The sequence below is a fragment of the Kitasatospora sp. NPDC058190 genome, assembly GCF_042883685.1.
Taxonomy (GTDB): Bacteria; Actinomycetota; Actinomycetes; order Streptomycetales; family Streptomycetaceae; genus Kitasatospora.
The window spans coordinates 18630-42456 of sequence record NZ_JBHVVI010000082.1 but is presented as its reverse complement, the minus strand read 5'-3'; the positions used below and the strand labels follow the sequence as shown (position 1 = coordinate 42456).

At 70.9% G+C, this 23827-nt stretch carries 32 protein-coding genes, 1 tRNA gene and 4 pseudogenes; 22 read left to right on the top strand and 15 right to left on the bottom strand.

Going from position 1 to position 23827, the window contains the following annotated elements:
• The 4 genes and pseudogenes from ACFVWU_RS30915 to ACFVWU_RS30900 form a co-directional block, all read right to left on the bottom strand.
• Window positions 1–398 (bottom strand): annotated as a pseudogene (locus ACFVWU_RS30915) (ATP-binding protein); the annotation flags it as partial.
• Between the two features lie 13 nt (window positions 399–411).
• The gene (locus ACFVWU_RS30910; RefSeq protein ID WP_387627081.1) at window positions 412–864 is read right to left on the bottom strand and encodes a hypothetical protein; all 453 of its coding nucleotides are present in this window, start codon (window positions 862–864) and stop codon (window positions 412–414) included.
• Window positions 849–1103, bottom strand: coding sequence for a DUF5133 domain-containing protein (locus ACFVWU_RS30905; RefSeq protein WP_387627079.1), 255 nt, complete (start codon window positions 1101–1103; stop codon window positions 849–851). The genes ACFVWU_RS30910 and ACFVWU_RS30905 overlap by 16 nt, the downstream gene beginning before the upstream one ends.
• A gap of 133 nt (window positions 1104–1236) precedes the next feature.
• A complete protein-coding gene (locus ACFVWU_RS30900; RefSeq protein WP_387627078.1) occupies window positions 1237–1671 on the bottom strand; it encodes a hypothetical protein in 435 nt (144 codons plus the stop codon).
• A 184-nt stretch (window positions 1672–1855) separates the two neighbouring features.
• Here ACFVWU_RS30900 and ACFVWU_RS30895 point away from each other — a divergent pair, with 184 nt between their 5' ends.
• From ACFVWU_RS30895 to ACFVWU_RS30885, 3 genes are all read left to right on the top strand, one after another.
• Complete coding sequence (locus tag ACFVWU_RS30895) at window positions 1856–2359, top strand: hypothetical protein (RefSeq protein ID WP_387627076.1); 504 nt, start codon at window positions 1856–1858, stop codon at window positions 2357–2359.
• 304 nt (window positions 2360–2663) lie between these two features.
• Window positions 2664–2939, top strand: coding sequence for an isoamylase early set domain-containing protein (locus tag ACFVWU_RS30890; RefSeq protein WP_387627074.1), 276 nt, complete (start codon window positions 2664–2666; stop codon window positions 2937–2939).
• 36 nt (window positions 2940–2975) lie between these two features.
• Window positions 2976–3323 (top strand): PRC-barrel domain containing protein, encoded by a 348-nt coding sequence (locus ACFVWU_RS30885; protein ID WP_387627073.1) that lies wholly within the window; start codon window positions 2976–2978, stop codon window positions 3321–3323.
• Window positions 3324–3541: 218 nt separating this feature from the next.
• Here ACFVWU_RS30885 and ACFVWU_RS30880 read toward each other — a convergent pair whose 3' ends face one another.
• Window positions 3542–3808, bottom strand: coding sequence for a hypothetical protein (locus ACFVWU_RS30880; RefSeq protein WP_387627072.1), 267 nt, complete (start codon window positions 3806–3808; stop codon window positions 3542–3544).
• A gap of 167 nt (window positions 3809–3975) precedes the next feature.
• Between ACFVWU_RS30880 and ACFVWU_RS30875 the strand changes: the two are divergent.
• Window positions 3976–4753, top strand: a pseudogene (locus ACFVWU_RS30875) (aminotransferase class I/II-fold pyridoxal phosphate-dependent enzyme); the annotation flags it as partial.
• 136 nt (window positions 4754–4889) lie between these two features.
• A complete protein-coding gene (locus ACFVWU_RS30870) occupies window positions 4890–5306 on the top strand; it encodes a hypothetical protein (protein WP_387627070.1) in 417 nt (138 codons plus the stop codon).
• 5 nt (window positions 5307–5311) lie between these two features.
• Here ACFVWU_RS30870 and ACFVWU_RS30865 read toward each other — a convergent pair whose 3' ends face one another.
• Entirely contained in the window at window positions 5312–5899 is a 588-nt protein-coding gene (locus ACFVWU_RS30865) for an SsgA family sporulation/cell division regulator (RefSeq protein WP_387627069.1), read from the bottom strand.
• A gap of 209 nt (window positions 5900–6108) precedes the next feature.
• On the opposite strand from ACFVWU_RS30865, the gene ACFVWU_RS30860 reads away from it, so the two are divergent.
• From ACFVWU_RS30860 to ACFVWU_RS30835, 6 genes are all read left to right on the top strand, one after another.
• A complete protein-coding gene (locus ACFVWU_RS30860; RefSeq protein WP_387627067.1) occupies window positions 6109–6360 on the top strand; it encodes a hypothetical protein in 252 nt (83 codons plus the stop codon).
• 247 nt (window positions 6361–6607) lie between these two features.
• Entirely contained in the window at window positions 6608–7576 is a 969-nt protein-coding gene (locus tag ACFVWU_RS30855; RefSeq protein WP_387627065.1) for an LLM class F420-dependent oxidoreductase, read from the top strand.
• Between the two features lie 193 nt (window positions 7577–7769).
• Window positions 7770–8117, top strand: coding sequence for a hypothetical protein (locus ACFVWU_RS30850; protein ID WP_387627063.1), 348 nt, complete (start codon window positions 7770–7772; stop codon window positions 8115–8117).
• Between the two features lie 113 nt (window positions 8118–8230).
• Window positions 8231–8410 carry a hypothetical protein gene (locus ACFVWU_RS30845; RefSeq protein ID WP_387627061.1) on the top strand — a complete coding sequence of 60 codons (180 nt, stop codon included), beginning with the start codon at window positions 8231–8233 and terminating at the stop codon, window positions 8408–8410.
• A gap of 32 nt (window positions 8411–8442) precedes the next feature.
• Window positions 8443–8700, top strand: coding sequence for a hypothetical protein (locus ACFVWU_RS30840; protein WP_387627060.1), 258 nt, complete (start codon window positions 8443–8445; stop codon window positions 8698–8700).
• Window positions 8697–9236: a DUF6328 family protein gene (locus ACFVWU_RS30835; RefSeq protein WP_387627058.1), complete on the top strand. Its 540-nt coding sequence runs from the start codon at window positions 8697–8699 to the stop codon at window positions 9234–9236. The genes ACFVWU_RS30840 and ACFVWU_RS30835 overlap by 4 nt, the downstream gene beginning before the upstream one ends.
• 842 nt (window positions 9237–10078) lie before the next feature.
• Here the strand turns inward: ACFVWU_RS30835 and ACFVWU_RS30830 are convergent.
• On the bottom strand, window positions 10079–10876 hold the full coding sequence (locus tag ACFVWU_RS30830) for an SDR family oxidoreductase (RefSeq protein WP_387627056.1): 798 nt from the start codon (window positions 10874–10876) through the stop codon (window positions 10079–10081).
• Between the two features lie 401 nt (window positions 10877–11277).
• Between ACFVWU_RS30830 and ACFVWU_RS30825 the strand changes: the two genes are divergently transcribed.
• The 4 genes and pseudogenes from ACFVWU_RS30825 to ACFVWU_RS30810 all read left to right on the top strand — a co-directional run bounded on the left by ACFVWU_RS30825 (window position 11278) and on the right by ACFVWU_RS30810 (window position 12330).
• Entirely contained in the window at window positions 11278–11445 is a 168-nt protein-coding gene (locus tag ACFVWU_RS30825) for a hydrophobic protein (RefSeq protein ID WP_380655450.1), read from the top strand.
• Between the two features lie 84 nt (window positions 11446–11529).
• On the top strand, window positions 11530–11682 hold the full coding sequence (locus ACFVWU_RS30820) for a hypothetical protein (protein ID WP_387627054.1): 153 nt from the start codon (window positions 11530–11532) through the stop codon (window positions 11680–11682).
• 135 nt (window positions 11683–11817) lie between these two features.
• Window positions 11818–12027, top strand: a pseudogene (locus tag ACFVWU_RS30815) (plasmid stabilization protein); the annotation flags it as partial.
• A 108-nt stretch (window positions 12028–12135) separates the two neighbouring features.
• On the top strand, window positions 12136–12330 hold the full coding sequence (locus ACFVWU_RS30810) for a hypothetical protein (protein ID WP_387627052.1): 195 nt from the start codon (window positions 12136–12138) through the stop codon (window positions 12328–12330).
• 256 nt (window positions 12331–12586) lie between these two features.
• Here ACFVWU_RS30810 and ACFVWU_RS30805 read toward each other — a convergent pair whose 3' ends face one another.
• Together ACFVWU_RS30805 and ACFVWU_RS30800 are read right to left on the bottom strand one after the other, a co-directional pair.
• Complete coding sequence (locus ACFVWU_RS30805; protein ID WP_387627082.1) at window positions 12587–13042, bottom strand: CinA family protein; 456 nt, start codon at window positions 13040–13042, stop codon at window positions 12587–12589.
• Window positions 13043–13083: 41 nt separating this feature from the next.
• Window positions 13084–13608: a hypothetical protein gene (locus ACFVWU_RS30800; protein WP_387627051.1), complete on the bottom strand. Its 525-nt coding sequence runs from the start codon at window positions 13606–13608 to the stop codon at window positions 13084–13086.
• A gap of 289 nt (window positions 13609–13897) precedes the next feature.
• Here ACFVWU_RS30800 and ACFVWU_RS30795 point away from each other — a divergent pair, with 289 nt between their 5' ends.
• Together ACFVWU_RS30795 and ACFVWU_RS30790 are read left to right on the top strand one after the other, a co-directional pair.
• Entirely contained in the window at window positions 13898–14302 is a 405-nt protein-coding gene (locus tag ACFVWU_RS30795; RefSeq protein WP_387627050.1) for an STAS domain-containing protein, read from the top strand.
• 8 nt (window positions 14303–14310) lie between these two features.
• Entirely contained in the window at window positions 14311–14544 is a 234-nt protein-coding gene (locus ACFVWU_RS30790; RefSeq protein WP_387627048.1) for a DUF6296 family protein, read from the top strand.
• 373 nt (window positions 14545–14917) lie between these two features.
• Here the strand turns inward: ACFVWU_RS30790 and ACFVWU_RS30785 are convergent.
• The 3 genes from ACFVWU_RS30785 to ACFVWU_RS30775 all read right to left on the bottom strand — a co-directional run bounded on the left by ACFVWU_RS30785 (window position 14918) and on the right by ACFVWU_RS30775 (window position 17414).
• A tRNA-Met gene (locus tag ACFVWU_RS30785) sits at window positions 14918–14991 on the bottom strand.
• Window positions 14992–15695: 704 nt separating this feature from the next.
• Window positions 15696–16112, bottom strand: a complete 417-nt coding sequence (locus ACFVWU_RS30780) for a hypothetical protein (RefSeq protein WP_387627047.1) — start codon at window positions 16110–16112, stop codon at window positions 15696–15698.
• Between the two features lie 303 nt (window positions 16113–16415).
• The gene (locus tag ACFVWU_RS30775) at window positions 16416–17414 is read right to left on the bottom strand and encodes a YihY/virulence factor BrkB family protein (RefSeq protein WP_387627045.1); all 999 of its coding nucleotides are present in this window, start codon (window positions 17412–17414) and stop codon (window positions 16416–16418) included.
• 630 nt (window positions 17415–18044) lie between these two features.
• Here ACFVWU_RS30775 and ACFVWU_RS30770 point away from each other — a divergent pair.
• A pseudogene (locus ACFVWU_RS30770) lies at window positions 18045–18441 on the top strand (enolase C-terminal domain-like protein); the annotation flags it as partial.
• Between the two features lie 289 nt (window positions 18442–18730).
• Window positions 18731–19009: a trehalase-like domain-containing protein gene (locus tag ACFVWU_RS30765; protein ID WP_387627043.1), complete on the top strand. Its 279-nt coding sequence runs from the start codon at window positions 18731–18733 to the stop codon at window positions 19007–19009.
• Between the two features lie 83 nt (window positions 19010–19092).
• Here ACFVWU_RS30765 and ACFVWU_RS30760 read toward each other — a convergent pair whose 3' ends face one another.
• Window positions 19093–19350, bottom strand: coding sequence for a hypothetical protein (locus tag ACFVWU_RS30760; protein ID WP_387627042.1), 258 nt, complete (start codon window positions 19348–19350; stop codon window positions 19093–19095).
• Window positions 19351–20092: 742 nt separating this feature from the next.
• Between ACFVWU_RS30760 and ACFVWU_RS30755 the strand changes: the two genes are divergently transcribed.
• On the top strand, window positions 20093–20284 hold the full coding sequence (locus ACFVWU_RS30755) for a hypothetical protein (protein ID WP_387627041.1): 192 nt from the start codon (window positions 20093–20095) through the stop codon (window positions 20282–20284).
• Between the two features lie 112 nt (window positions 20285–20396).
• Here ACFVWU_RS30755 and ACFVWU_RS30750 read toward each other — a convergent pair whose 3' ends face one another.
• On the bottom strand, window positions 20397–20909 hold the full coding sequence (locus ACFVWU_RS30750; protein WP_387627040.1) for a hypothetical protein: 513 nt from the start codon (window positions 20907–20909) through the stop codon (window positions 20397–20399).
• Between the two features lie 196 nt (window positions 20910–21105).
• On the bottom strand, window positions 21106–21666 hold the full coding sequence (locus tag ACFVWU_RS30745; protein WP_387627039.1) for a hemerythrin domain-containing protein: 561 nt from the start codon (window positions 21664–21666) through the stop codon (window positions 21106–21108).
• A gap of 513 nt (window positions 21667–22179) precedes the next feature.
• On the opposite strand from ACFVWU_RS30745, the gene ACFVWU_RS30740 reads away from it, so the two are divergent.
• Both ACFVWU_RS30740 and ACFVWU_RS30735 read left to right on the top strand, forming a co-directional pair.
• Window positions 22180–22512 (top strand): SsgA family sporulation/cell division regulator, encoded by a 333-nt coding sequence (locus ACFVWU_RS30740; protein ID WP_387627037.1) that lies wholly within the window; start codon window positions 22180–22182, stop codon window positions 22510–22512.
• Between the two features lie 217 nt (window positions 22513–22729).
• Window positions 22730–23686: a TIGR03557 family F420-dependent LLM class oxidoreductase gene (locus ACFVWU_RS30735; protein WP_387627035.1), complete on the top strand. Its 957-nt coding sequence runs from the start codon at window positions 22730–22732 to the stop codon at window positions 23684–23686.
• Window positions 23687–23827 lie beyond the last annotated feature (141 nt).

The window sequence follows — 23827 nt, the reverse complement described above, 5'->3', positions numbered from 1 at the left end:
GCGCTCTTGCCCATGCCGATGACGCCGCACAGGATCGCGTTCGGGTTCGTGAACCCCTCTATTCGGCCCGAGTTGTAGAGCGCGAACGGGTCGTAGCAAAAAGAGCCCTCCGCGTGGAGGTCCCGGCCGATGAAGATGCCCTCGGCGCCGAGGCCGGCCTCGGCGAGGAACGGGTAGGCCCCGCCGGCGACGGCGGTGGTCATGCGGTGCTTGGACAGGCGAAGTCGGCTGCCGCGGGCGGAGGCCGGGCCCGGCCGCCCGGACGCGGGGTAGGTGGGCTGCAGGTCGGGGTCGGCGCCGCGGCGATACTCCGCCAGAGCAGTCGACCCCATGACCTTCTCCCCAGCAGCGGCCAGCCCTCCCTGTCCATGGTGCGTCGTACCCAGGCACCGCGCCATCAAGGCTGGTCTCTCAATGGCCGAAGCGGAAGTGGTGGCGTCGGGCGGGCTTGGCCGTGGTAGCGGGTGGCACCTCAGCCACGTTGTCGGCCCTGTCGCCTTGCTCGGCGGCAACTTCTTCAGGCGGTACTCGGACCGTGCGGACAGCCGTCCGCCGGTGACGCGCGCCGGTCGTCCGCCGGTGTCGCGCACCGGCGACGACCATGGCGAAGCCCAGACCGACGATCAGCGTCAGAGCGATGCCGGCCAGGAAGATCGCGAGGCTGTCCAGGGTGGCGATGTGGTTGCCGAGGACCGTCAGCGCGTAGTCCGGTCCACCGGAGGTGTTGTCCGTGATCAGCAGGCCGATGAAGGCCCCCGTCGCACCGAGCAGGAGAAGTCCAAGCAGCAGCATGGTGTCGTCCTTTCCATGACCAAGCCGCGTGGCGGATGCGCCCGCCAGCTCAGGTGCTAGGCCGGGATGCACGGCCCCGAAGGTCGCGAACTTCCATCGCTTTCGAGGAGCGAGTCTTGGTGAGCCCGCAGGAGCCCGCGGGCCTGCTCCACGGCCTGCATCGGGTCGCGCAGACCGGTATAGACGCAGATCGTGTAGTGCACGTCGGCAAGCCGACGCCCGCCCTCGCTCGTCCGGACTCGTGAGTCGCGAGTGAGCGCGTCTGCCTCAGCCACAAGCGCACACAGCGCGGAGAAGTCGATCAATGGCATTCGAGATCCGCCTCCCTACACCTTCCGGTGCGAACACGCTCTTCAGCTCAATCGTTCCGGTCCGCTGAGCGCGCCGCCACCGCGGCTCCGGCCTCGTTGCTTGGGGTGGCTCTGCTGCTGGTTGCTTTCGCGGTCAGATCACCGGTCTGCGGCTTCGGAGGAGGAGAGCGGCGGCGAGCGCGGCGACGCCTTCGGCGATGGCCGCGGTCTGTTTGTCGCTGAACCAGACGGGTTCGTACATGTTGGGCAGCGGTCCGAGGGTGCCGACGTCGACGTAGCGGTAGAGGAGCAGTGCGGCGAGGCCGCCGGCCGCCACGACGAATGCGAGGGTGACTGCCGACCGCCGAGGCCAGACGAGTACCAGTAGCGCGGCCAGGGCCGCGAGGGCGGCTTCGAGCCTGAAGAGATCGCCCTGGCTGACCGACGCGCTGACCGCGTCGTACTGGTCGGCGAGGTGGGCGTGGATGTAGGCATCGACAGCGAGACCGGCCGCCGCTAGCCACCTGAGGACGCTCCGGTGAGGCCATCCGGCGAGGCGTGGTCGGCGATACGACCAGCGGGACAGCATGGTGACACCTCGCAGCTATGAGCAGTGGCACTCCGCACTCGCCGAGCCAGGCTCTGCGCCGGACGTCGTGGCCACGCCACAAGTGTGCATCGCCGACCGACAGGTAACCCGTTTCCGAACCGGCCCGCCTTTCCACGGCCTTGATGATCTTGGTTGGGCGGGCCGGCCGGTGGACGATGACTGTGTGACTGTTCCTTCCGCCGATGAGCCGGAACCGCTCATGGCGCTCGCGAAGCTCACCGAACTACGAGACCTGGCCGCGACGGCTCTGGAGTTGTGGCAGAACGGGGACCGGACGGGGGCGTTTGATCTGGTCAACGCGTCGATGCCGGTGGCCGCGGCTGCGGCAGAGGCGTTGAACGTGCTGATCGAGCTCGACCGTCCCTCGGTCGTTGAACGCGAGGACGGTGATCACGTGACGGAAGACAATGTCACGGACGTCACGGACACTGCCCGCCAGGCCGTACGGAGAGCCGCCGACCGCCTCGTTCGGGACGCCGACGCGCTGAACGCGGCTTCCGCCGAGGCGCGGCAGGCCGGTCTGGAGGCGCGTACCGAAGACCTGCGCCAGGCCGTGGTCATCGCATGGCAGGCCGGCGTCGACTTGCCGGTTATCGCAGCCGACGCCGGCCTGGACATCACAACCGTCGAACACTGGATCGCCGTCCACGACCTGGGGCGCACGTGATCCCGCTGACAGGCCGGATCGCCGGGGGAGGTGCCGTCCGGGCTGATCGGCCGGTGAGGGGCTGCGCAGTTCCGGGATCCGGGCGTGGTGGGACTAGTGACGATCGGCGCTGCCACGGCGGGTCGTGAGCGCCGGACCCGGGGCCGCGGCAGCTCGGCGGGACCGATTGCGGACCGGGCCCGGTACCACTTCCTGGTGGACCGAACGGGTGGCCCGCACGCGTCCGAAGCCGCGCCACGACGGCGGGCGACCTCGCAAGCAGCAGGATCGGGGCACCCGCAGCCGCCGTGAGGAGATCCCCGCCGTGCTTGAGCGCACTCGCCGCAAGGACGCCACCGACGTCACCTTCATCCTGCCCGCCGACCACCCGACCGGGGAGGTCAGTGTCGTCGGGGACTTCAACAACTGGCAGGCGGGCATCCACCCGCTCACCATCCGGGCGGACGGCATGCGCGCGGTGACCGTGGAAATGCCCGCCGAGAGCCGCATCGCCTTCCGCTACCTCGCCCACGGCGGCCACTGGTTCGACGACCACGAGGCGGACGGCCACGACGGGGCAAACGGCTACCTGCACACCTGACCGACCCCGCGCACCAACGACAGGAATGGACACGTGATGACGGACATCTGGGGCTACAGTGCCTCCTCGCAGTACGCGCCCGGCACGGACCTTAACGGCTACAAGGTCGAGGCCACCGACGGAACCGTCGGCAAGGTCGACGACGCCACCGACGAGGTCGGTGCCGCCTACATCGTCGTCAACTGCAGGCCGTGGCTGATCGGCAAGCACGTGATGCTGCCCGCCGGCACCATCACCCGCGTCGACCACGACAACGAGACGATCCACGTGGGCCGCACCAAGGACCAGATCAAGGACGCCCCCGAGTACAACCCCGACATCCACAGGAACGACGCCGGCTACCGGACCTCGCTCGGCAGCTACTACGGCAACCTGCCGCGCTGACCCGGCAGTTGCGGGCCCGGGCCGCCGGCCCGGGCCCGCACGCGCTCTCCAGCCAGGCCCACCTGGACGCAGCCGCCACGGTCCCCGGGCCCGACCCGACGAAAGGCTCCGGCTGCTCGCCCGTCTGGATCCCACCTGGGGAAGACGAGGGTGCGCTCGCGGCCCGTTGCTGACCGGTCGCCCTGCGGCGCGCCCTTCGCGGCGCCGTGGTTACACAGTCACAGCGTGCGCAGGGCCTGCTCGCACTCCTGGCACCGCTGGTCGGCAAGCGCGGGCGGGTACCAGGACTCGCCGGGCCGGGTCGGCCGGTAGTGCGTATGCTCCATCGGGCCGGTCTCCAGCCCGCACAGCGTGTACGGCTGCGGGTCCTCGGGCACCTCAGGATCGGCACCGGTGGCGTGCACCGCGATAACGGCGGGTTCGACGCCGTCCGCGCCGATGGCCACGTCGGGCTCCAGCTCGAAAAGCACGATGATCGATCCCATCCACCGAGCCTCTGATGTCCCTTTCGGATCCACACCCGGGGGTGCGCCGTTCGAGGTGAACACCGGGTCCCGTTCCCCGGTTCACCGGGGAGCCGAACGCACGCCGGGCCTCCCACCGCAGCGTCCAGCCGGCGTTTCCGGCCTTGGGCGCAGGGCACACGCCGGGCGTGGATCAGTCCCAGGCACCGGTACTCGAAGCCCTCGCGGCGTTCCATGCCAACCCGTTGACGTCCTTCACGCCACCCGGTCACAAGCAGGGCCGTGGCACCGACCCGCGTGTGCTGGCCACGCTCGGCGCTGATGTCTTCCGTGCGGACGTGCTGGCGACCGGGGGCCTGGACGACCGCACCGGCTCCCGCGGGATCCTCCAGCACGCCCAGGCGCTGATGGCGGAGGCCGTCGGCGCCGACCACACGTTCTTCTCCACCTGCGGCAGCTCCCTGTCGGTGAAGGCGGCGATGCTGTCCGTCGCCGGCCCGCACGAGCAGCTGCTGGTGGGCCGGGACGCGCACAAGTCTGTCATCGCCGGCCTCGTCCTCGCCGGTATCCGCCCGGTCTGGGTCGAACCCCAGTGGGGCCAAGGGCTGCATCTGGCGCACCCGCCCTCCGCCGGACTGCTTCCGCGCCATGTTGGACCGGCATCCGGACGCCCGAGGGGCGCTGGTGACCTCACCGACGCCGTACGGGACGTGCGCCGACCTGGCCGCCATCGCCGACGTCTGCCACGACGCCGGGAAGCCACTGATCGTGGACGAGGCGTGGGGCGCGCACCTGCCCTTCCACCCGGACTTGCCGACCTGGGCGATGCACGCGGGCGCGGACGTGTGCGTCACCTCCGTCCACAAGATGGGCTCCGCCCTGGAGCAGAGCTCTGTCTTCCACCTTCAGGGCCGACTCGTCGACCCGGCCGTCCTCAAACAGCGCGAGGACCTGCTGGGCACCACCAGCCCCTCCGTCCTCGTCTACGCGGCCCTGGACGGCTGGCGGCGCCAGATGGTCCAGCACGGCCGCACGCGCCCTCGGCACCAGCGGCTACCGCGCCGGCGACTGGCTGCGCTCCCGCCACCAGATCACCCTTCACGTGTGCGACCACCGCCGTATCAGCGCCCAGCTCACCCACGCCGACGACCCCACGACCGCCGACACCCTGCTGCGGGGGCTGGCCGAACTGGTCCAGGCAGCGCCCGGTTTCCCGCCCGTTCCGGCGGTGCACGTGCCCGACCCGCCGCAGCTTCGTCTGGAGCAGGCGATGCTGCCGCGCGACGCGTTCTTCGGCCCCACCGAGCAGGTGCCCATCGACAAGGCGGCGGGCCGCGTCGCCGCCGAGATGCTCACCCCCTACCCGCCCGGCATCCCGGCCGCGCTGCCCGGCGAGCTTCTCAACGAAGACGTCATCGACTACCTGCGCACCGGGCACGACGCCGGGATGCTCATCCCCGACTCCGCCGACCCCGAACTGCGCAGTGTGCGCGTCGCCGTCCAGGGCGGCACCGCGTGAAGCAATCAGCCGCCGGCGCGCAGGCGGGCGAAGACCGTGTCGACATCAAGGTGATCGGTCTCCGATCCTGCGGGCACCAACGTGAACGAGTCCGCGAGGAAGCCAGTCGCGGCGTCCTGCGGGGCGCTGACTACCGCCTGGCCGTCTGAGCCTTGCAGGGTGATAAGTACTTCACCGGCGGGCCCGGGCCTGACCTTGACGTCTCCGTTGCCGACCGGGGCGTGGCGGCCCTCGTTCAGCAGTTCGCGGCCGAAGTGCCAGCACAACCCCGCACCGCTCGCGCAGCCGAAGGGGGCCGACGGGAACACCAGGCAGGCCGCATAGGGAAACTCGGCGTCGATTCGGGACGTCGGGCAGCAGAGTTTCGGGAAACGTGACGGGCAGCGGGCGGACGGCGGACTTCTGCAAATCCGATCACCTTCCTGGTGGGCACCGACCCGGACAGCCCGGTGCGTGCCAGCAGCGCCTACCCCAGCGTCCACCCGCCAGCCAGCAAGCCCGATATCCGCACAACTCCCGCGCTTTCGACGCACGTTGGCCGTCAACGCGGAAGGCGGCCCGGCTCGGCTTGAGGTGTCCGCGCGCGTCAGCATCGGCGGCCCGACCCTCGGGGCCGCCGACCGGCGAGGTGTCGGTGAGCACTCGTCAGGCAGGTCGCGCAGGAACGGCCGTCGAGTGGATCGCGCTCGCCGACGGCTGCTGGCATGCTCGGCTGGTTGTACCTCGTGTACGGAGGGAGTCCGCTGATGCTTGTCCTGTCCGTGCTGGCGCGGCGTAGGGGTGGGTCGTGGTGAGGGGCTGGATGATCGGGGCCGTCGGCGGACCGGGCGGCCCGCTGCGGTTGCTGGTGGTGCTCGTCGACGGTCGGCGGCTGGTAACCGGGCAGCTGTCCGAGCGGGAGCGGGCCGAACTTTGGGCGCAGGTCGTCGGGCGGCTTCGGGAGCCGCATCCGGTCCGGTCGGTGGTGTGCTGGCTGCACCCGGTACTCGCCGTCGTCGTCGAGATGGAGGCCGACCGGGTAGTCCGAACCGCCCTACCCGCAGCGGACAGCTGAGCGGCCCCCTGCTCACAATGGAGCCGCGATGCCTGCAACGCCGCAGGAGACGGTCACGTGCTCGGAACGGGACTCGCAACCGCCCCGATTCCCCCGCGGGCGGTGAGGCGGGCGAGGCGGTCGCCCACGTCGGTCAGCGACTGACAGTGGCCGAACACGGCTCGTTGCCGGTCGGCGCCAGTGCAGCCGTTTCAAGCAGGGGGCGCCGCTCGTGTGCAGGGTGCCGTGTTCGGGGCAGACGCGGGCCATGGTGAGAATCGGATACACGATGATGACCGAGCAGCGTGGCCCGCGAGATCTGGTCGCGGACGTGGTGCGCGCGGAGCGGGCCGGCTTCGACTTCTCGGTGATCTCGGACCACTCCTTCCCTTGGCTGGACGAGCAGGGCCACGCCCCCTATGCCTGGGCGGTGCTCGGCGCCGCTGCGCAGGCCACCTCCCGCATCCCGCTCATGACCTACGTCACCTGCCCGACCTTCCGCTACCACCCCGTCGTGGTCGCGCAGAAGGCCGCCACGGTGCAGCTGCTCTCCGGCGGCCGTTTCCGGCTCGGCCTGGGCAGTGGCGAGAACCTCAACGAGCACGTGGTTGGCCGTGGCTGGCCCGCGGTGGCGGTGCGCCAGGCGATGCTCGACGAGGCCGTGCAGATCATCCGGGCGCTGTTCGAGGGCGGGTACGTGACTCGTCACGGCCGGTACTTCGGCGTCGAGGGTGCCCGGTTGTGGGACCTTCCCGACCGGCCGCCACCGATCGGCATCGCCGTCTCGGGGCCGGACTCCTGCGAGCTGGCGGGCCGGCTGGCCGATCTGGTGATCGCCGTGGAGCCCGACCCGGCCCTGGTGGCGGGATTCGCCGAGCACGGCGGGGCCGGGAAGCCGGCGGTGGGCCAGCTGCCGGTGTGCTGGGACACCGACCGGGACGCCGCCGTGCGACGGGCCCACGAGCAGTTCCGCTGGTTCGGCGGCGGATGGAAGGTCAACGCCGACCTGCCGGGGACCGCGGGCTTCGCCGCCGCGAGCCGCTTCGTGCGCCCCGGCGACGTCGCCGAGGCCATCTGCTGCGGTGACCGGGTGGAGGACTTCGTCGACGCGGTCCGGCCGTTCGCCGATGCCGGGTTCGGCGACGTCGCGCTCGTCCAAGTCGGCGGCGACAGCCAGCCGGCCTTCCTTGACTGGGCCGAGACCATGCTGCTGCCGGCCCTGCGAGCAGCGTTGTGAACCTACAGGCCCCGGCAACCGGTGCTGGCCCGCCACCGGCCGGTCGTGGAAGCGCCGGCCGGCGGACTTGATACCAGAACCGCCGGGATCGGGTCACCCGATCGCCGACCTGTCACCAGGCGGTGCCCCGAAAGTTCGCCGTCCGCCCAGCCGCCCGGCGGCGGGCTGCCTCCGGCGGACGTAGGTTGCGGGCATGACCAGTGACGAGACGATGCTCCCGGCTGTGGGGGTGCGCCCGCTGGACGAGGTCTTCGACGCGATCGAGACCGCGAACCGGCGCCCGCAGCCGTGGACCGGGTTCGACCACGCAGTCCTGGGCGCCTACCGGTGGGCCGCCGGTACCCAGGTCGCGGCCCCGGTCACCGCCGCCGCCGCCGCGCTCGGCGCCGCCGGGCCATGCCGGGCGCAGCTGCTGGCCGAGTGCCAGGCCGCCGCGGTCCGTCTGCGCGAGGCCCTGACCACGGGTGCGGACAGCGCGGGCGCGCTGGGCGCCTACCAGGCGCTGGCCTGGCTGTGCGGCCACCACGACGACCGTCCCTAACCGCCACTGACCCCACAGGAGGTGCCGACGTCGTGCCCAGTCCGAACAGGACGCCCTGGTGGAGGAGCCGGCGCTCCCGGCCTGACCTCTCGGCGGGCTTAGGGTCCGACGGTGTGGAGGACGCCAGCAGGCGTTTCCTCCTCTACGGGGTCCTGCCGCTGTGGTTCGCCCCGGCGGTCGCGGACTGGGCCATGCACCGGCGCACCAGGATCGAGGACACCAGCGGCCTGCGCGAGTCCCTCGTCCACACGCTGATGATGGCCGAAGCCGGCGGCCCGGTCACCTGGGCCTGACCGCCGAGATCAACCCGCTGGTCCTGACCGCCATGACGGGCGCGGCTCTGGCCCACGGGGCGACCGCGCTGTGGGACGTCGCCCTGGCCACCGGCGAGCGGGAGGTCACCCCGATCGAGCAGCACATCCACAGCTTCCTCGAAGTCCTCCCGCTGCCCGTCGGTTACCTGACCGGCTCCGCCGCCGTCACGGCCTTCATCGCCCTGCCATACGGCGAGGAACTCCTGCGCTGCGCACGCGCCCAGACCGCCGCGGCAAGAATCGCCCGTACCCGGGGGAGGATCCGTTGACGACGAACAAGGGAGCACCGGGCCGGGACGAGACACCCGAAGAGCGGGCCGACCGCCTGTGGACCGACATGCTCCAGGAAGTACGCGTGTGCCAGACCGGCGCGCAGATCCTCTTCGGCTTCCTCATCGGCGTCGCCTTCACCCCCCGCTTCGCCGGCCTGCCCGACTTCGACAAGAACCTCTACACCGCCACCGTGATCCTCGGCGCCGTCGCCACCGGCGCCCTCGTCGCACCCGTGGCCTTCCACCGCCTCCTCGCCGGCCACGGCATGAAACCCGAACTCACCCACGTCGCCGGCCACCTCATCGCCACCGGACTCATCATTCTCGCCCTGACCATCGCCGCCGCCCTGCTGCTCCTGCTGCGCATCGCGACCGGCAACCCGGCCGCGGCGTGGATCATCAGCGCCTCCGTCCTGGCGTGGTTCACCACGACCTGGCTCGTCCTGCCCCAGGTCGTGCTGCGGCGTACAGCTGCACGCCAGGCCGCCACAGGCGAGAGCGGCGAGGCGCGCGGCGGCCGGCCTCCGCGATGACGGCCCGTGCTTTCGGGCAGGCGGCCCAGGACGGGAGGTCCGGCGGTCATCGTCCTGACCGCCGCCGGATCCGGCCCGAATGGCCGTCGAGCACGCTCGTTCCGTGGCGACCGGGAGAGTGGTTGCCGCTTTCATCGCTACAAGCCGTGCTCGCCCGCTCCAGGGCGGGTGGTGTTGACCTTTCGGCCGGACCACCGGTATCTGAGCGGGATCTCGGGGAGGACGTGGAACGGTGGTGTCGGTGAGGAACAGCAGTCGGGTGACCTGGGGGCTGGGGGCGATGAGCACGAGGGCGGCGCATTCGCGCGTGAGTTCGAATCGGGCTTGCAGGGCGGGTTCGGTCCGGTGCAGGAGCAGAAGGTGACGTCGCGCAGGACGACGCAGAGCTGGTCCAGCGGGTGCGCGCGGGCCGGTTGATCGCGGCCGCGGCGATCTCCTGGGTGTCGAGGTCGATCTCGCCGGTGAAGTAGCAGACGGCGGTAATGCCGATCCGGGCAGTGCAGGCCCGCCAAGCAGCCTCGCATGGCGGCGCCGTCGCGCACGCGGCATGGATGTGGCTGACGGGGTGTATGACCGCCTCCTCGCCCGCCGGGGCGAATGAGACACCAGCGCTGTAACGGCCATACCGGGAAGGGTTTCCAAGCGCGAAGGCTGCGAACGGCGGGAACGACCGCAATCCCGCGGACCACGGTCGACACCTGCACCCTACGCGTCCCACCTGCCCAGCACGCTGTTCAGGCAACAAGATTCACCTGCGGGGCTACCCGGGAAGCCCTTCGGCGAAGGCGCGAACCGCGCCGCGCTTTGGCCCGGCGACGCCCTACAGGAGCACCTGCTCGCAGCTAGGGCAGGGGGGTGCCGCCCGTGGCGTTGAGGATCTCGCCGGTGATGTATGACGCTTCGGGCGAGGCGAGGAACACGTAGGCGGGGGCCATCTCGGCGGGCTGGGCGGGGCGGCCGAGCGGGGACTGTTCGCCGAAGTGCGCGACTTTCTCCTCGTCCATGGTCGCGGGGATCAGCGGAGTCCACACGGGACCCGGCGCCACCGCGTTGACCCGGATCCCCTCGGGTGCGAGCTGCTGGGCCAGGCCCTGGGTGAACGCGACGATCGCCGCCTTCGTCATGGCGTAGTCCAGCAGGTGCGGACTCGGCTTGTACGCCTGCACGGAGGCGCTGTTGATGATCGAGGACCCGGGGCGCAGGTGGGGCAGGGCGGCCTTGGTGAGCCAGAACATGCCGTACAGGTTGGTGCGCATGACCCGGTCGAACTGACCGGATGTGATCGCGGTGAGCCCGTCGGGCTGGGACATCTGGTAGGCGGCGTTGTTGACGAGGATGTCCAGGCCGCCGAGCTCGGTGAGGCACTGGTCGGGCAGGCGTTTGCAGAACTCCTCGTCCCGCAGGTCCCCGGCGACGGGCAGGGCGTGCCGGCCGGCCTGTGCGATCAGGGCTGTGGTGGTGTCGGCATCGGCCCGCTTTTCCGGCAGGTGGCAAAACGCGACGTCGGCACCCTCGCGGGCGAACGCGATGGCGACGGCCCGCCCGATCCCGGAGTCAGCGCCGGTGATCAGCGCGACCTTGCCGGTCAGGCGGCCCGAGCCGCGGTAGGAGGTCTCTCCGTGGTCCGGTTGGGGCTCCATCTGCTCCCCGCTGCCGGGGTGCGGCTGGCTCTGTGATGAGCACCGCCAGCCACGGCAGGACCAGGCACAGCAGCACGAGCAGTACCTTCACCATGGTCGCTCCTCGATTCCCGGGATTCCGGTCGCCGGGATCAGTTCGGGCTGATCCGGCCGCGCCAGGCGCCGCTGGCCGTTCTGCGGTGCTCGAACCCCTGCCTCGGCTGCCCGCCCCCACGCTGGGCAAACCGCTCGCTGCGACAAGGCCCGGTTGAGGCCGAAGGAACGCCGGCGGCCGGAGCAGGACGAAAGCAGCTACGGCGTGCGTCGAGTCGCGGAACGCGGGTACACGCTCGGGCGCAGCGCCCCTCGCTCGATCGCCGGGCACTCATGGGGCGTCGGACACTGTCGAAAAGGGGTCTCCCATGCTCGCTCTTGTCCTGGTTCTACTGCTCGCACTGATCCTCGGCGGTCTCGGATTCGCCGTCCACGTGCTGTGGTGGGTGGCGCTGGTGGTCTTGGCGCTGTGGCTGCTCGGCTTTGTATTCCGCGGCGCGGCAGAGGGCGGACGCAGCCGCTGGTATCGCTGGTAGTAGCAGCCGGCCTCACCCGGGCCGGCCGTCGGAGCCGAAGGAGCCGGCCGTCCGAGATGACGGAAGGGAGTCCCCGCGGGGAGCGTGGTCCTGGCGCTGACGGTGACCGCCATCGTCCTGGGACTGGTGAGCGTCGTCCACGGAGTGCTGTACCTGCTGTTCATCGGCATCGCGGTGTTCGTGGCCGGCCTGGCCCATCTCGCGCTCTCCGCCTCCCGCAGGCGCCCAGCCCGGTGACCGCCCGCCCGGCCCGGCTGGAGGAGCAGTCCGGCAGGGCCGTCTGCCGCTTCCGGGAAGCCTGCGAACGAGTCGCGCCCTACGTTCGGGGTACACGATCGGGCATTCCACAGAGGAGGAATCATGCCTGCGGGTAACAAGGAACGGGCCCGGCACGGCGAGTCGAAGACCGCCAGCCGCTCCTCCACCCACGACATGTCCTCCTCCCGGCGCGGCGGCCAGCACTCGCACTCCGGCTCCCAGGGCCCGACGAAGGAGCAGCTGTACAACGAGGCCAAGCAGCGCAACATCCACGGCCGCTCGAAGATGAACAAGAAGGAACTCGCCAGCGCCCTCGGCCACTGACCACGCGGCCCACAGCGACCGGCACCAGGCCGGCCAACCGGCACCCACCGGGCGAGACACGCCCGGTGCACCGGATCCGCCACCCGGCATGACGGGAAGGACAATGCGATGAGCACGGACGACACGAGCACCCGAAACGAGGACGAACCCTCGCGCGAAGGCGAAACGGTGCGGGAGCGGTCCGCGGAGGAGCGCAGCATCACGGCGCCCACCCCCAAGGACGTCCGGGCCAAGGCCGACGACAGGGACGACGAGGACGGCCAGGAGGCCGAGCCGCCCGCCGCCGACACCCAGGCACCCTGACCGGCAGGCCACTGCTGTGGGCCGACGGAAGGAGTCCTCACCGGGATCCGCGAGGGCCTACTCTTCCTGCCCTTCCACTGCGGCTACTGGGACCAAGGCGCCGATCTCGCCGACGGGTCCCCGCGCCACGAGCGCACCGCCAACGAACTCATCCCCACCCGCCTGGACTCCGCGTCCAGGCAACCCGTCTTCAAGACCGTCACCGTCCGCCTGGCCCCCTCGAACAGCCCCGATGACCCGGACCGGCCCTACCCGGTCAAGGCGAGGGGTGCAGACGGGTCTGCAGAAGGCGCAGCGCCTCGGCGGCACACTCCTCCTGGATGGCGCGCCGGTCACCGTCCGGGTTCGGGGAGATGCAGCGTGTGCCGCTGGCATCGGCAAGCGCAATGAACACCGTGCCCACCGGCTGACTGTCCTGCTCGCCAGGACCGGCCACCCCGGTCGTGGACAGGGCGTAGGTACTGCCCATCAGCCGCCGCACGCCGGACGCCATCTGCCGGGCCGCCTTGGCGTCGACGGCGCCGCGCCGCTCCAGCGCACGCTCGACGCCCAGGACACCGTGCGTGACGCCATCCGTGTACGCCGTCATCGAGCCGACGAACACCTCGCTCGCACCCGGCGCCTCGGTGAGCACGAGTGCCAGCAGGCCACCAGTCAGGGACTTGGCTACCGCCACGGTGCTCCCGGCAGCATGAAGGGCCGCATGAAGCACCACCCGGCCCTGGCTCGCCCCTCCTCCGGGCACAGGGCTGCTCACAAGGCGCTTCCACCCGGCCGCCCGGGGCTGGGCGAAAGGACCGCGGTGCTGACCGCCTGATGCCAGCCGTTCAGGGTGCGGGCCTGCTCGGCGGCCCGCTGTGAAAGGCGGTCCAGCTCCGCCGGGTCGAGGCGCTCGTCGGTGTTGGCGATGGCGCGCAGGGCCCGCCACACCGCGGACTTGCCCTCGACCCCGGTGCGCAGCGTCTCCAGTTCGATCAGGTCGCTGAGCGGGGCGCGGCGCACGACGGTCCCATTGGGCTTGAACCGGCCGAGGCGCTCACCGGCGAGGCCCAGCCAGGTCCGGTAGCGCCGGACGGGCACGCCGAGCCGGTTCATGATCCGCACGAGATCGTCCCGGTCCTGCTCGATGTCGCGGGCCAGCCGCCGCAGGTCGTCGGCACGGCCGCTGTCGGGGTGGGTGCGGGCCATGCGGTCCGCAAGTGCGGCGCCGCCGAACGCGCCGGTCAGGTGATCGTTCAGGTAGATGTGCAGCGGCTCGGCCAGCGGCTGGGGGGACATCGCGGTTCCTCCCTGATCAAGGACCGGTAGCCGGGCCGGCCGCGGTTGAGCGCGGCGACTCCGAGCCGGTCAGGGCCCGAAACAGTCTGGCCATCTCATCGTGCCGCGATCCCGAGCAAAGCGCTCGTGCGCAGCGGAGCAGGGTGCAAGTGGCTTGTAGCAAACCGCAGGACTGCGACGGGGCCGCTCAAGCGGTCGGACCCGCGTCCGGCGCCTGCCGGTGGACCAACCCGGGGCTCGGGAGGCAGGATCTACTGCAGACAACTTCCCCGCCGGAGGGGAGCCCCCCATGTCTCCCCGGCACGAGGCCCCAGAGGACGAACCGAGCGCCGAACCGCGGCTGCGGATCGACTCAACGAACGCCCCCGGGATCGCTCACATCCTGCGCCTGCACGGCGAAGTCGATCATGGCCAGCGTGCGGACCTCGAGGAGGCCCTCGGTCGCGCGGTCAAGAACGGCCTGCCGCGCCTCGTCGTCGATTTGGCCGACCTCTCCTTCTGTGACTCCACCGGTCTCAATGCCCTGCTCTCGGCGCGTCTCGACGCTCTTGCGAACAGCGTCCGGCTGATCCTGGCAACCCCGTCACCCCAGGTGCGGCGACTGCTCGAGATCACCGGAGCCGACGAAGTCTTCACCGTCCGCGACAGTGTCCTGGCAGCCCTCACGGAGCCCACCAGCATGGGCACAGACTGAGGCAGACCATGGACGAACTGCCACGCTACGCGATCACGCTACCGGGCCCATCCGGAAGCCACGGCCCGCCAGAGGTCGTCCTGGTCCAGCCCACCGGCGAGGTCACCGCGGACGGCCACCCGGTGTACGCCGACGACGCGGGGAGGCTACGTGTGGAGATCATCGGCGACGTCGCCCGACCGCTCACCGCCGGCCCCGGGCCGGGTCGCCATACCTGCCTGCACGCCACAGCGCTACCTTGACCACCGGCGAGGTGCCTGCGCGGTAGGGACGAACTGGCCGGGCAGTACGGCGCACTGCCTCAACGGGCGAGGACTGCCCGGCAGCCTGCGGCTGCAAGATCACCCCATTGCTCTCTTGGGCGCACCTTGAGGGTCTGTGCAGCCAGTGGCACTCCCCCGGTGAGCGCCGACCGGTCGCGTCAGACCGGGTCAGTGATCAGGGCAGCGGCGGTGACCGGCCGGAAACCGACGCGGGCCGGGGGCCGAAACGCGGTGCCCAGCCTCCGGTGAGGCCGATGGGCCGGCAGGCGTCGTGGCGGGGGCCGGTGAAGGGGGCGAGCCGCACGGCTCCGGACACAGTGAAGGCCCGGCAGAAGCCGGGCCTTCACGTTCGTAGCGGGGACAGGATTTGAACCTGCGACCTCTGGGTTATGAGCCCAGCGAGCTACCGAGCTGCTCCACCCCGCGTCGGTGGCCTTTACTCTACGGCACCCGGTAGAGCGCTCCCTACCGTTTTTCTCGGTGGGGCCCGTCGGGAATCTACGGGTTGCTTCCGGGACTTGGGCTCGTTGATGTGGTATGAGGCGTTTCGATGAGTTGATCGGTCCGCTGCGGGCGAAGTTCGAAGCGGTGGTCCCGCATCTGAACGAGCGTCAGCGTCGGTTGCTGTACGGTGCGGAGGCTCGGCAGCTCGGGCACGGGGGGATTGCCGCCGTTGCTGCGGCGGCCGGGGTGTCCAAGGGCTGCGTCAGCCGCGGACTGGCCGATCTGGAGGCGGGCGCCGGGTCGGACGGGCGGGTACGCCGCCCCGGTGGGGGCCGCCCGGCCGCGGCGGAGAAGGACCCGCGCCTGCGCGCCGTGCTGCTGTCCCTGGTCGAGGACAGCACTCAAGGTGATCCGATAGTGCCGGAAACCGGACCGGCTCGAGAGGGGGCCCACACCGACCCCACCAGCCCCACCCGGCCTGTTGGCCCAAGGCCATCCGTGCCGTCCGGGCCTGGCTCGACCCCTGGATCACCCTCCAACGCTGCTGGCGAGCCTGGACCAACGCACCCCCGCCACCCGAACTCCAAGCCCTGATCGACGCCGTCGGCACCGGCCACGCCCTTGATCTCTACTCCCCGGTCTAACAAACCACCGGTAAGCCTCGATCCAACCGACCGGGCGCGGTCTCAGCCGGGGTGCGAACCGGTGATCGGGTCCGCCGCAGTGAGCCGGGCAGACCCGTGCAGGACCTGTCCCGCCTCGTATGCGTCCTCGAGGGCGGCGGTGAAGACGTCATCGCGGACATGAGGCGGCAGCTCCAGGAGGTCTGTAGGCCAAGTGCCCGGCGGTACGACGATCAGGACGATGGCGCCTCTGGCCTCGGCGGCAGAGAGCCATCCTGCGGTGATTTCGACCGGCGAACTGGGTTCCCACACCTCCCGGCCACCGACCAGGACCAACTTGGTGAGCTGGCTGCCCTGCAGGTACACGACCGCAGTGGTTGGCGGTGGCTGGCCGGCGGCGAGCGCGAGGCCGCTGTCGAGGGCGTCGGCCACGAATACCGGGTACCAGTCAGTGGCGAACTCGACGATCGCCTCCGCCACCGGCGTCTCCTCGTCATCTGCAGATGGGCGCACCACGAACGCCCACACCATTGGCGCGGGCGCGCCCCTGCGGTCATCGGCTTGATCAGTCATGCGCTGCACAACGACAGAGGTGTTCTTCCGTCCCCGTCGGTCGCGGGGGAGGGGCCTGGCCTTCGCGCGTCCACTCGCCGCACGCCTGAGGTTGACTGGCGTGTAGGCAGGGTCGGGTGCGTCCCAGATCAGGTCGCCCGGCGTCTCGGACCCCGTCGGTCGATTCGTAGTCATTTCGTTGGGGCCCACGCCTGGTCCTAACTTTCTGGGTCAGGTGTCGTTTTGGTGCGGCCGCCCGTCCTCGGGGGATCTGTTGTCGTCTTCGAAGTCGACGTCGACGTGTTGCTCGGGGCGGCGTTCTTCCTGGTCCGCGATGGATCCCAGGACTTTCTCGTCTGCCTCGGTGAGCGGTGGCTGCAGGATGCTTCGCGGCCACAGTCGCCGGTGCAGAACCACGTTTGTCTCGGCCGCGTACACGGTGATCGTCGCGGCCAGAGCGAGCCAGGAGAGCAGGCCGATCACGGTTGCGAAGAACCCGTAGACAGCTGTGGCGTGGCGAAGTTGGTGGGCCACGAGGAGGGCACCGAAGGCCTGCAGGACGGTGAACAGGGGCCCGGCGATCGCGCATCCGGGCAGCAGGGGGCGGGTGGGGATGGTCTTGGGGGTCAGGATGCGGAAGCAGGCCAGGCACAGGCCGGTGTTGAGCAAGGCGGACAGGACGAGGGCGCCGATGTGGGCGGCCGGCCCGCCAAGAGTGGTGGCGACGAGGGTAGCGGCGGCGGTGGCGAGTAGCAGGCCTACGGCGAGCGTGGTGAACAGCAGCAGGCCGCGGGCCAGGCGCGGGAAGTAGCCGGGGCGGACGACTCCGGGCACGTTCCAGACCTCGGCCATGGCGTGCTGAAGGACCTGGGCAATACCGAGCACGCCATATACCAGGCCGAGGAGGGCAACGACGAGGGCGAGGCCGCTGCCCTGGACGGTGTGGATGTTCTGGCGGAGCTGGTCGCCGATGATGGGGAAGTCGACGAGCGCGGAGTTGACGACGGCCTTCTGGGCGCCTGGGTGTCCGTGGAGGACGAAGCTGAGAATGGTGCTGAGCAGGAGCAGCAGCGGGATCAGGGCCATGAACCCGTAGTAGGCGATGAGGGCAGTTAGCAGACTGCCGCGGTCGTCTCCATACTTCTTGACCACGCCGACGACCATTCCCGGGACAGTGTGGTGCTGCTGGGCGCGGTCGAGAGCGCGGAGTGTGCGTTCGATGGGGTTCATCCCTGGCCTTCTTGTCGTCCGGCTCCGCCGACGGGGCCTATCCCATACGCGTGTACCCCGTCGCGCGGCAGGCTACCGGCCGGTCTGGGGCCGGTCGGCGGTCGGCGGGGCGAGGCCTCGGCTCGCCCGACACACCTACGCCACCCACCGGGATGCCGATCGGTCCGCTCCACGGCCGTCGCTGTCGTAGGACGCCGCCGAGGGCGAAGTCCGGCTTCTGGAGGCAGCCTCTCTCCGAAAAGAGCAGCGCTCCGGCCCCCGGGTTCCACGTAGTGGGGTGGTCTGGCGTACCGAATCTGGGGCGTGACCTGCGCCCTGGCTGCGGCCGACTTCCTCCAGTACGCACGGGCGGCCGCCGAGCGATCGAAGAGACGTCATGACCGCCCGCGTCACGCCGCTGGCAAGGACCTGCACGTGCGTGTCCTCGTACCCACCGAGGCCCCGGAGGCCGACGGCACACTCACCTGGGAATCGACCACCATGGTCCTGGTCCACGCCCGCAGTGGGGACCCCGCCGGCCTGAGCTTCCGCCACCGCCCAGGTGATCACCGGTCAGCTGCGCGACCTCGTCGTCGGCCGTCCGGTCTTCGACATCCTGGGCGATGAGCCGCGCCGTGTGCAACACCGGCTCTCCTCCGTGACGCGGTCACTAGCGACGTCGCGGCTGGCGAGTACGGCTACGACCTGCCCTACTTCGCCCGCATGGCCCCGGTCGTGGACTGCCTGCAGGTCGACGCCCCCCGCTGCGGCGGCATCACCGTGTGGCTGCGCGCCGCCACCCTCGCCCAGGCCCACCACCTCCAGCTGTCGGGGCACTGCGCCCCACGTCCATGCCCATGCCGCCGCCGCGGTACCGAACCTGCGCCACCTGGAATGGTTCCACGACCACGTCCGCATCGAGCACCTGCTGTTCGACGGCGCCCTCAGCCCCGACGGAGGCATCCTGCGCCCGGGCCAGGCGGGCCGGCCCGGCCTCGGGCTGAGCCTGCGCAGTGCGGTTGCCGAGCGGTTCCGTGCCCCGGGCTGACGCGGACCGGCGTGTCCTAGAGCGGGCTCGCTCAGTACGGCAACGGACGGCCCGAGGGGGTCCGCAGGTCGAGCGGAGGCCGCGGGCGCTGCGGGGCGGGACGCTTGACCACCCTGATCCCGGTCATCTCCGTCACCTCCTTGACCGTCCGGCGTGTGCCCACCCGGGACCACTTTCATGCCTTCCACCGACCGTCCGTCGCCTTCGAGGGAGATGAGCCGTTGACCGCCCCCACCGCAGGCCCGCCGCTCCCCATGTCCTGCTCGCCGACGGTCGGCGCGGAGCCCTGGTGGGGCCTCGGGGCGACATCGCGTGGATGTGCGCACCCGGCTGGGACAGCGACGCCGTCTTCGCCGCCCTGATCGGCGGTGACGGCTGGTACACCGTCACACACTCAGTCGTACGTGTGGGGCGGCTACTACGAACCGGGCAGCCTGATCGGGCGCAGCCGGTGGACCACCACCGGCGTGCCGCGAGGCCCTCGCCTACCCCGGGGACGCGCACCGGGCGGTGGTGCTGCGCAGGATCACGGCCGTCGACGGCGACGCCGACCTCGACGTGCAGCTGAACCCCGCAACGGGCTTCGGAGCGCACCCGCTGCGGAAGATCAGGCGCGACGAGGCCGGTGACTGGACGGCGCGGGCCGGCGATCTACACGTGCGCTTCACGGGCGCACGGGATGCCGCTCGTGGGCGATGCTGCGTTGCGCACCGGGGTGCGGCTGCCACCGGCGCCCCCGTGCCGGACCAGCGTACCCTCGACCTGCCCGGCTAACCGGGTGGCTTCGACGTCGTCAGCAACAAGGTCAACTGCCAGTTCCAATTCGACATCTCCGGCGAGAGCCTGCTGCTGCTCGCCGCCGCCCGCCATGATCGGCTCGATGCCGACGGCTTGGCGCGCCGCGCTCACCGCGGCCGACGCAATCGCCGTCCGCCACCGGCAGCCGGACGTCGGGATCTGGGAGCTCCACACCGACGGCTGGGCACAGCCGACTGATCTGCGTCGCCGGGCTGCGCGCCATCGCCGCCCAGGCGTCCTCTTCCGGCGGCGGCCGGGCGGCCGGGGAGGCGTTCGCGGACCGGCTCGTCGCCGAGACCTCCGCCGACTGCCTGCACCCCATGGGACGCTGGCAGCGCTCAACCAATTTGAGGCAGCGCTCAACCAATTTGGTCGGTCGGGACGCGGCACTCCTGATGCCCGCCATCCGCGCCGCCCTGCTGCCCCCGGCGACCCCCGCCCCACCGCCACCCTGGACGCCGTCCTGACCGACCTCCGCCCAGGACCACTACTGCTGCCGCTTCCGCCACGACCGCCGCCCCCTGGAAGACGCCGAGGGCGCGTTCCTGCTGTGCGGCTTCCTCGTCGCCCTCGCCCAACACCAGCAGGGCAGCCGAGCCGAGGCGGTGCGCTGGTTCGAACGCAACCGCGCCGTCTGCGAACCGCCCGGCCTGTACGCGGCGGAGATTCGACGTCGCCCAGCGCCAGCTGCGCGGCAACCTGTCCCAGGCCTTCGTCCACTCCCTCATGCTCGAGACAGCCGCCACGCTCGCGCGACGCCGGTGCGCATGGCACGGTCGGCGCCGTCGTGATGCAGACCCCACCGCGCGAGGTCATATTTGATGTGGGCCCGCCGGTCCGGTACGGCCACGGCATGTTCTGGGCCGAGCGCGCCGACCATGAACCTGGCGCCAAGGACGACGCCCAGCCCGATGAGGAGACGCGGGATCGGTCCGCGGAGGAACGCAACATCGTGGCGCCGACCCCACGGGACGTACGGGCCAAGGCCGAAGACGACGAGGACGACGAGCCCGAGCCGCCACCGGCTGATAGCCAAGCTCCGTGACCGGCGTCCCGGTCATTGGCAGCGCGACGCCCTCCCGGCTGGCCGGCCAGGGTGCAAGGGCCACCGCGAACCCCGTCGCGGGAGTGGGAACAGGCGTGCGGCCGCATGCTTGTCACGGTGTCCCGGCGGCCTCGACCGGGAGTAGCTCCATCAGCTGGGGGCGGTGCAGCGCCGCGATGGGTTCCAGCAGGTCGGGATGGTGCAGCAGTGCGCCGGCTTCGATGTCGTGGGCGCCCGGGTCGATGAGGCGGTGCAGGCCGGCGCGGTCGGTGTGATGCTCGGTGGCTACGCGAGCCCGGTTTGCTCGGACGGCGAGGGCCCGGTCGGCCAGCAGGCAGGCCGCCCAGCTGACGACGGTCTCGTCCACCCAGGTCCGCCACGCGGTGCCGTCGGGCTCCGCATCGCATCCGGTGAGCCAGTCCAGCCGGTCGGTGCCGCCCGGGCCGCACAGGTGGAGCAGCTGTATGTCGAGGCCGGTGGGGTAGCGCAGGTGGGCGGCGAGGGTGACGGCTTGGCGCGCCTGGGCGTCGGCCAAGGCGTGGTTGAGCGCGCCCGCGGGCGGCGGGTAGGCGTCGAGGAGCCATCGGGTGCAGGCGGCGATGACGGACGTCAGATCGGTGGGCACGGCGATCGGCTTTCTGAGGAGCGGGCCGACGCCCCCTCTCCGTCCGGTGGGGGCACGGGCTGGTGCGCGGGGCGGTGCTGCCCCGGTTCGTGGCCGACCAGCATAGGCAGCGCCCGCCATCAAAGCCCATGACCTGGGTCACGCGCTGCCCGTGCAGCAGGGCCGGGCCACTCGCGCGGCCCGGCCGGCGCCTGGATCAGGACTTGCCGCGTCCGGTGACGAAGTCCCGGGCCCGGTCCACCAGGCCGGCGCCGGGTGCGAGGAGCTTGCTGGCCGTCGGGCTGCTAGGCGCCGAGGGGTGCGGGCGGGTGGGGGCCATGGACTTGGCGCGGCGGATCTTGTCGCCGAGGTCGTCCAACTGCTGCGCGGTGCAGGCCTGGCGCAGCATGGGGAAGAGGTTGTTCTCCTCGTCTTGGACGTGGGCGGCGACCTCGTCCATGAGCTGCTGCAGCAGCGGGCCCATCTGCGCAGTATCGGTGTCCGTCTTCTCCAGCTGCTTGAGGATCTTCTCGATTCGGCCGTGGTCGGCGATCTCCTTGTCCGCAAGCCGGTCACCGCCTTGGATGTGCTCGCGCACTGCCGGGTAGAGGTACTGCTCCTCGGCGACCGAGTGCCGCACCAGCTCGATGGTGACCTCGTCCACCATGTCGCGCAGCTGCTGGCTCCCAGTGGTCATCGCCTGGATGCGGGCGAACATCTCCTCGACCTCGCGGTGGTCGGTCATCAGCTCGTCGATCGCGTTCCCGCCGTGCCCCATCACACGTCCGCCTCTCTCGTCCGGGGTCGGGCCTCTCCCGCCCGACCCAGAGGTATCCCCGCCTGGTCAACCGCGCTCACCCGGCTCGCTGCAGCCTCACCCGATCGGCCCTTGCGGCGCACGGTCCGGTCCCCGGACTGATCCTCCTCGGGCTGCCGGCCTGGCCGGGCCGTCCTGGGCTCCGAGCCGGGCGGCTTCGTTTGTCTGCCCACCTGGCGGGCAGACACTGCGGCGGCCCTTACCGGGCCGCGGTTTTCGTCGACCTCGGACGATGGCGCTCGTTGTCCGGTGAGGCGCGTTGATCGGTAGACCACGACGAGGGCTGCCACTGACGGACTCTCATCTTCTTCACTGGACCAGTGCAACCGGGGCCGGTGCCGCCGGTTAATCGGGGCACACGGGCCCGGGAAGGATCCCGAACATGGCGGTCCGGGAAGGGTGGGATGTCGGTTGACCGGAGTATGTACGCGTGTGACGATGTGCCTGTTCCATGGCGAGGGGACCTGGTAGGCGGTGGACGTCGAGTGCTGCTACCGGCCCGAGGATCCGTTCGCGGTCGAGCTGGACTTCGGCGCGGACGAACAGGGCACGGTGTGGGTGGTGTCCCGCGAGATGCTGGCAGTCGGACTGCGCGAGCCGGCCGGAGACGGCGATGTCCACATCGAACCGGGTGACGGCGGCGAGGTGTTCGTCGCGCTGGGCGGGCGAGCGGGAGTGGCGCTCCTGAGCGCGCCCGCCGCTGCCCTGGCCCGGTTCCTCGCCGAGACCGAACAGCTGGTACCGGACGGCGCCGAGGCGTCGCACATCGACTGGGACCGGTGCATCCGGCAGCTGCTGTCTGTCTGAACGTCGAGGCGCTGGTTGAACACAGTCCCGGATGGACAGAATCGGGCCACGGACCCGCAGCAGGCCCGTCGTTCTCCGCTTCACCCGATCGCGCTGGTATCCGACGGCGGCCCGGCGTGGCCACGGTCCGGCCGGCGTGAGCCCGACCTAGCGTGGTGGCCTGTGCCGCCCGGGGCATCCGCCGGGAAGGGGGGAATCCGGAGAGGAGCGGGATCCGATGACCGAGTACGGCTACTTCCTGTCGTGCGAGGAGTTCACCCCGGCCGAGCTGATCGACCAGGCCCGGCGGGCGCAGCAGGCGGGGTTCACCCGGCTGGCTATCTCGGACCACTTCCATCCGTGGAACGACGCGCAGGGCAACAGCGCGTTCGTGTGGTCGATGATCGGCGCGCTGTCGCAGGCCGTCGGCCTGCCGGTTACCACGCTGGTGACGTGTCCGACGGTGCGGCTACACCCCGCGGTCACCGCGCAGGCCGCCGCGACCTCCAGCGTGCTGCTCGGTGGGCGGTTCACGCTCGGGGTCGGCACGGGCGAGGCGCTGAACGAGCACATCCACGGTGACCGGTGGCCGTCCTTCGAGGAGCGCGCCGACATGCTGGAGGAGGCGGTGGAGGTGATGCGCAAGCTGTTCAGCGGCGACCAGGTCAGCCATCGCGGACGGCACTACACTGTCGACAACGCCCGCCTGTACACCGCGCCCGACGGGCCGCTGCCCGTTCTCGTATCGGGGTTCGGGCCCAAGGCCGCCAGGCTAGCCGGCCGGATCGGGGACGGCTTCGTCACCATGACCCCTGACGCGGACCTGGTGGGCGCCTTCCGTGAGGGCGGCGGGGAGGGCAAGAAGGTGGTGGGCGGGGTGAAGGTGTGCTGGAGCAGCAACCGGGACAAGGCCGTCGACGTGGTGCACCGGCTGTGGCCGACCGAGCTGCTGCCCGGCGAGCTCGCCCAGGTCCTTCCCACCCCGGCGCACTTCGAGCAGGCCAGCTTGCTGGTCACCCGCGACATGGTCGCCGACACGGTCACGTGCGGCGACGACGTGGAGAAGCACGTGGAGACGATTCGCGCCTATACGCGGGCCGGCTTCGACGAGGTGTACGTCGGGCAGATCGGCCCTGACCAGGAGGTTTTCTTCGACGCCTACCGCGAGCTGGTCCTGCCAGCCCTGCACCGCTGAATGAACCAGGATCCGCCCCGATCCTCGCCTGGCCGCTCGTCGGTGGTTGGGGTCATGCTTCGCGGACGGGCGCAGCTGCGCGGAAGGAACCGGTCCGCTGCGGCCGGGAAGGGGCGTGATCGTGATGAGCGGCGAGGACAA